The sequence below is a fragment of the Ohtaekwangia sp. genome (assembly GCF_036568665.1).
Lineage (GTDB): Bacteria > Bacteroidota > Bacteroidia > Cytophagales > Cyclobacteriaceae > Ohtaekwangia.
Genome location: NZ_DATCSD010000431.1, coordinates 1 through 2810, shown reverse-complemented (window position 1 = coordinate 2810; position 2810 = coordinate 1). Strand labels below are relative to the sequence as shown.

The 2810-nt window shown below is 44.3% G+C and carries 3 protein-coding genes; all 3 read right to left on the bottom strand.

Features of this window, described 5'->3' with window-relative positions; genetic code table 11:
* Positions 1–45: 45 nt before the first annotated feature.
* Positions 46–879, bottom strand: coding sequence for a DUF1080 domain-containing protein (locus tag VIN08_RS25360; RefSeq protein ID WP_331971614.1), 834 nt, complete (start codon positions 877–879; stop codon positions 46–48).
* 27 nt (positions 880–906) lie between these two features.
* The gene (locus tag VIN08_RS25355) at positions 907–1266 is read right to left on the bottom strand and encodes a helix-turn-helix domain-containing protein (RefSeq protein WP_331971612.1); all 360 of its coding nucleotides are present in this window, start codon (positions 1264–1266) and stop codon (positions 907–909) included.
* A gap of 518 nt (positions 1267–1784) precedes the next feature.
* On the bottom strand, positions 1785–2810 hold a 1026-nt coding region (locus VIN08_RS25350; protein WP_414693313.1), incomplete at its 5' end, for a TolB family protein.

The window sequence follows — 2810 nt, the reverse complement described above, 5'->3', positions numbered from 1 at the left end:
ATATGGATTGCCGGGTATTCGGAAAGAATATCCGGCAATTTTCATTTACGGTACTTTAAATTCTTTTGGAATACTTTTAATAGAGCGAATCTCAATATTTCTGAAGAACACCTCTGCACCTTCGCTTTGAATCTGGATCTTCCCTTTCTGTAAGGGAACAAGCTTCCCGTTTTCTAATTGACTGGAATGATATAGCACCATCACCACCTTGCCATTCATAATGTGTATAGCAGTACCCTCAAAGCAGATGAGCTCCAATGTATTCCATTCACCGGAAGGTTTTTCTGCATCCGGATTTTTAATACAATGTCTTCCAGCAGCACTCTTCTCGTTGAATACTACCATTTTCCCTTTCGGAGTATAGATATAGGTAACAGAATCTTTTTGTTCGGCAGGCACTTCAAACGAACCACCGGCAACACCCCAATAGTCGCCACAGTCGCCCTCCTGTAATTGAAACTCCTGCGAGCGCATCCAGAAACCAAAGTCTGCACCGTGATTTCCTACAGCATGGTATAATAATCCGCTGTCGCGCTTGCTGTTTTTTCGGGGATGCGATTTTGCAACACCCCACTTGAATTGCAAGCGCAGGTGATAGTTCTCATATACCTTCTGCGTAGATATACCGCCAAAGTTTTCTCCGGAGATTCGCAGCGCAGGTATACCATCGGTTGTTACAATAGAGAATACATGAGCGGGATCAACATTCAACCCCACGGGATTTTTGTCCCAGTCATTTTTGATGGTATCATATCGCGGGCCGATATAGGTATCCCATCCTTTCAGATCAGAATCATTCAGTAATCTGGTAAAGCGGGTTTCCTGCGCGAAGCAATCCGCCAGTATAAATAGCCACAGTGGAACAATAAGCAGTCGCATGAATAGAGTATATATGCCGGGTATATATTAATCCTTTGCAAGTTCCGTGGTTTCAGCAAAGTCGCAAAGACCTCCCAACAGATTGCTGAGCTCTGTTCCCTTCTCCGTTAAAATATACTCGGTGCGGAGTGGCAATTCATGAAATACTGTTTTACTGATAAAGCGATTGCTCTCTAAAAGACGAAGCCGGTCGGCCAGTATATGATCGCTTATATACTCAAGATCTTCCTTGATGCTTGAGAAGCGGTTGTTCCCTTCTTCAATACTGAAAAGTACTTCCGTAATCCAGCGCTTGCTCAGCAGATAGATCAGCTCATTCAACGCACACTTGTTTTCAAGAAATGATTGGTTGATGTAATTGGACGATGTGGTTTTTCTTTCTGGCATACGGGTGGTGTTTAAGATGGCTGTGATACTAATTGATAAGGAAGTTAGAGTAATCGCCCGGAAATGCACAGTACGAGTACACGAGTGGCGTTTTCAGGGGTGATAGAGGCAGAAAGCGTAAAGCAGAAAGCCGAGACCGGAACAGGGAAGACGGAAAGTCCGAAAGTCGTTAGGCTTCTGCGACTAACGGATAACTATTAACATATAACAGAAATCGAATATCGAACAAGGAATATTGATTAACGAATGATGACGTTGATGTGGTGCCGGATGTTTCCCTCCCGATACGGATTGAGCAGGAGTATACCTATAAGTAAGCAAAAGAATAACGAACAAGTAGGGATACTGTCTTTGCATTCATCTGCGTTTATCTGCGCGAAACAATGGGCTGTTTTATTCTGTGTTGTTCTGCGAGTTCTGTGGGATATTTTTCTGTATTTTGAATATCGAGCAAGGAACATCGATCAACGAATGTCGAAGTATAAAGACACACTTCTGGCTTACGCTCACTTTATAAACTATCGGTTACTCACGAAAGCAATAAACTTACTATCAGGCGACCATGAAGGCACATTAATGGTGCCCTGCCCGCCATAGAGAAACGCGATTGCTTTTATAGCGCCACCATTAACCGGCATCAGTCGCAGCATCACGCGTTTATAGAGTGGATGGTCGTTGGGCTCTACGGAAGGAAGAAACGAAATGAATGCAATCCATTTTCCATCCGGAGATATATGCGGGAACCAGTTATTATACTCATCAAAAGTTAATTGCTCAGGGTTTGATCCATCCGGTTTCATGCGCCACAGTTGCATGGTGCCCGATGTGCTGCTGTTATAGTATATATACTTTCCGTCAGGAGAATATTCGCAGCCATCTACGTGTGCACCAGCAGGAGTTGATGTGAGTTTTACTTCCTTGCCGCCTTTCACCGGTACTTTATATATATCATAGATGTTTGTGCCGCGCTGTCCTACACATACTATATATTGCCCGTCCGGTGACCAGCCGTGAAAGTAAGAAGGTGTTTGTTCGGTTAAAAGTTTGGGAGTGCCGCCTTGCAAGGGAAGTACATATACTGTTGAACCACCACCTGGTAATCCCTGACGATGATGACTGATGGCAAGCCACTTCCCATCAAAAGATATAGCATGGTCGTTGTTGTTGCGATCGGCTATACCGGTATTGACCTTCTGCGGTGTTCCTCCCTGTAGCGGATAGGTATAGAGCGATCCGTTGGCATTGAATAAAAGTGATTTGCCATCGGGCATCCAGTTAGGTGCTTCGAAGCGATCGGTTGATTCATAAACAATTTTTCGTTTGCCACTAAAGACATCTAATGTTTCAAGACGCGATGCGAGATAACCTGACGTATTGGGATTGTAATTTTCAGCAACAGGCTGATCGATGCGTACATTCCATACCGTAGCTTCTTCCTTTACCTGTTCGTTGTGCGAGCATATATATAGTCCTGCCAGTACTTCATCCGGAAAATCTTCCATCACATGTTCGCCCACCAACTGAAGCGGTTCGCCCCAAAGCGC

What these genes read in the sequence shown, in the direction of transcription:
- VIN08_RS25360 (WP_331971614.1), bottom strand. Translation starts at nt 879, where the DNA reads ATGCGACTGCTTATTGTTCCACTGTGGCTATTTATACTGGCGGATTGC.
- VIN08_RS25355 (WP_331971612.1), bottom strand. Translation starts at nt 1,266, where the DNA reads ATGCCAGAAAGAAAAACCACATCGTCCAATTACATCAACCAATCATTT.